Annotated in this window: 4 protein-coding genes; all 4 read left to right on the top strand. The window is 58.0% G+C overall.

Annotated elements, in window-relative coordinates:
- Nucleotides 1–609: sugar nucleotidyltransferase (locus tag DXC52_RS09535; protein WP_233504931.1), on the top strand; the 609-nt coding region annotated here is incomplete at its 5' end.
- A gap of 94 nt (nucleotides 610–703) precedes the next feature.
- Nucleotides 704–1,141: a DUF4869 domain-containing protein gene (locus DXC52_RS09530; RefSeq protein ID WP_117747067.1), complete on the top strand. Its 438-nt coding sequence runs from the start codon at nucleotides 704–706 to the stop codon at nucleotides 1,139–1,141.
- 9 nt (nucleotides 1,142–1,150) lie between these two features.
- A complete protein-coding gene (locus tag DXC52_RS09525; protein ID WP_117747064.1) occupies nucleotides 1,151–2,125 on the top strand; it encodes a hypothetical protein in 975 nt (324 codons plus the stop codon).
- Between the two features lie 75 nt (nucleotides 2,126–2,200).
- The gene (gene rfbB / locus DXC52_RS09520; protein WP_117747063.1) at nucleotides 2,201–3,220 is read left to right on the top strand and encodes a dTDP-glucose 4,6-dehydratase; all 1,020 of its coding nucleotides are present in this window, start codon (nucleotides 2,201–2,203) and stop codon (nucleotides 3,218–3,220) included.
- The last annotated feature ends 64 nt before the right edge of the window (nucleotides 3,221–3,284 follow it).

Genomic DNA, 3,284 nt, shown 5'->3' with positions numbered 1-3,284 from the left:
GACGGCGAGCCGTGCGCGCTCGTCCTGGGCGACAACATCTTCTACGGCAACGGCCTGTCGCGCCACCTGACGCGCGCCGTCCAGAACGCCGAGTCGGGCCGCGCCACGGTCTTCGGCTACCACGTGGACGACCCCGAGCGCTTCGGCGTCGTGGAGTTCGACGGCGAGGGGAGGGCCGTCTCCATCGAGGAGAAGCCCGAGTGCCCCAAGAGCTCCTACGCCGTCACCGGCCTGTACTTCTACCCGGGCGACGTGGCCGCCAAGGCGCATGAGGTCGAGCCGTCGGCCCGCGGCGAGCTGGAGATCACCACGCTCAACCAGATGTACCTGGAGGAGGGGACGCTGTCCGTGGTGACCCTCGGCCGCGGCTACGCGTGGCTGGACACCGGCACCATGGAGAGCCTCCACGAGGCGGCGGAGTTCGTCCGCGCCGTGGAGCACTCCCAGGACCTGCCGGTGTCCGTCCCCGAGGAGATCGCCTGGGAGAACGGCTGGATCACGACCGCCGAGCTGGAGGAGGCGGCCAAGGCCTACGGCAAGTCGGTCTACGGGCAGCACCTGAAGAAGGTCGCCGCCGGCGAGATCGTCAACAGCCCGCGCGAGTACTAGCGCAAGCTTGTTTTCTTTAGGGGTCACCGTTTATCTGGTGGCCCCTTTCGTTATGATTACGTTGACCATAAAGACAATATGATTGGGAGTGGATGTGTTAAGCGTCTACTTTGGCGATATGCCAGAAGCGATTTACAACACAGCGACATATTTCAAAAACTCTTACCGGTCTTCTTGGATTACGGATCCCTATGCAGTCTCGATAATTAAAGATGTCGATCGATCGGTTGTTGTCTCCGAAAACGTCATCGAAAGCCCTGTGCTTGGATCCATCTCCCCACTCCAGCTTTCTGGTGGCGTGAAAACGCTGCTGCTTATGAGATTTGATCGTAAGCATATTTTTAACGCTTCTACCTGTGGTGACAACTGTGCCAAGTGGATTCTCGACATGGCGAAAGACCGCAAGCTCGTTGTGAATCTCTATCATGTGATGGACTTTGGTCGCGAGGATTTTAAAATTAAAGTCGTGAATAGCGGCCGAATCGTTCACAGCATGGCCGATTTGATTCACGAGTCGATTCCGTATCTGTAGGTGCTGCTTATGAACGGTTCGCATCTCGTTAAGATTTCCCGCCGCAGGGGAACCAAGTACACATTTACCATTAAACGGAACATTACTATTGTGCGTGGGGATAGTGGCACGGGTAAGACGACACTGTTTAACATGGTCGCAGACTACATGCGAACGGGCGAGCAGTCGGGTGTTTCCTTGCAATGCGATTGTCCCTGTGTCGCCCTGACCGATTATGATTGGCGAAACCAGCTTTCGTCCGTTCATGACTCGATTGTATTTGTCGATGAGGGCTTAAAAGAGATTCATTCTGATGAGTTTGCCCATCATGTGCTGTATTCCTCGAATTATTTCGTGCTGATCTCAAGGGCTGATTTCCCCAATCTTCCGTATAGCGTGGATGAGATTTACAAGATTAAGACGAGCGGAAAATACCATTCTTTCGTCCCTGTTTATCAAGATCGCGGGAATCATCGTTATGCTATTTCCCGGTCGGCGCCAAAACAGGACTTTTCTATCCTTCTATGCGAGGACAGTAAGTCTGGTTTCCAGTTCTTTGAACGGCATTTCGCTGACAGTGAGCTTACCTGTACTTCGGCCATGACGAACAGCGCGATTTTGGGCTGGTTGGATCAGCATCTCGACGATCGCGTGTTTGTTGTCGCGGACGGGGCGGCATTTGGGTGCTATGCGGACCGCGTCCTTAAGCTGCAAGACATTCACCGCGATACTGTTACGGTTTGTCTTCCCGAATCATTCGAGTGGCTTCTACTGAGCTCCGGCGTAATTTCAGGGCTAGATGCCAAAGCAGTTCTGCAAGAGCCGGAAGCGTTTGCAGACAGTGAGAAGTTTAAAAGCTGGGAGGACTTCTTCTATAAGTACTTACGCGATAAAACTGGGAATTCGGTCTTCCGGTACGACAAAGACTGCATTCCGGAGGCGTTTTGTAGGGGAAGTAATTCTGCGAAGGTTATGGCTCTTATCGCGTGCCGAAATGTCCGATAGTTTTGTTGAATAGTGTCGCGGCATCACTTCCTGCGGCATACTAAAGAAGCTGTACATGCTTCAGATTGGATTTTCATGTCTGAGATTTTTGAACCTAAGAACATCATCGTCACGGGCGGCTGCGGCTTCATCGGCAGCAACTTCGTGCACTACGTGGTGAAGAACCACCCCGGGGTGCACGTCACCGTCCTGGACAAGCTGACCTACGCCGGCAACCCCGAGAACATCGCCGGGCTGCCCTCCGACCGCGTGGAGCTCGTCGTCGGCGACATCTGCGACACGGAGCTGCTGGACCGCATCGTCCCGGGCCACGACGCGATCGTGCACTACGCCGCCGAGAGCCACAACGACAACTCCATCGCCGACCCCGAGCCGTTCCTGCGCACGAACGTCGAGGGCACCTTCCGCCTGCTGGAGGCCGTCCGCAAATACGGAATCCGCTACCACCACGTCTCCACCGACGAGGTCTACGGCGACCTGGCGCTCGACGACCCGGCGAAGTTCACCGAGGAGACGCCGTACAAGCCGTCGAGCCCCTACAGCTCGACCAAGGCGTCCTCCGACATGCTCGTGCGCGCATGGACCCGCACCTACGGCCTGCGCACCACGATCTCCAACTGCTCCAACAACTACGGACCCTACCAGCACGTGGAGAAGTTCATCCCGCGCCAGATCACGAACATCGTCGACGGCGTGCGCCCCAAGCTCTACGGGAGGGGCGAGAACGTCCGCGACTGGATCCACACCGAGGACCACTCCTCGGCCGTCTGGGACATCCTCACCAAGGGCCGCACGGGGGAGACCTACCTCGTCGGAGCCGACGGCGAGAAGAACAACATCACGGTCCTGCGCATGATACTTACGGCCATGGGGCGCGACCCCGAGGACTTCGACTGGGTCGCCGACCGCCCCGGCCACGACCGCCGCTACGCCATCGACTCCACCAAGCTCCAGCGCGAGCTCGGCTGGAGGCCGGCCCACACCGACTTCGCCGAGGGGCTCAAGCAGACGATCGACTGGTACGTCGCCAACGAGTCCTGGTGGCGCCCGGCCAAGGAGGCCACCGAGGCCAGGTACCGCGCACAGGGCCAGTAGGCCGCCTGCACGGCATCCCGCACCGCGGGGCGCCCGCGCGGGGACGCAGGACATGGGGATGATC

The sequence above is a fragment of the Collinsella sp. TF05-9AC genome, from assembly GCF_003438495.1.
In the GTDB taxonomy this organism is placed as follows: domain Bacteria; phylum Actinomycetota; class Coriobacteriia; order Coriobacteriales; family Coriobacteriaceae; genus Collinsella.
The sequence above is the reverse complement of the archived record's forward strand: the minus strand, read 5'-3'. Positions and strand labels throughout refer to the sequence as shown.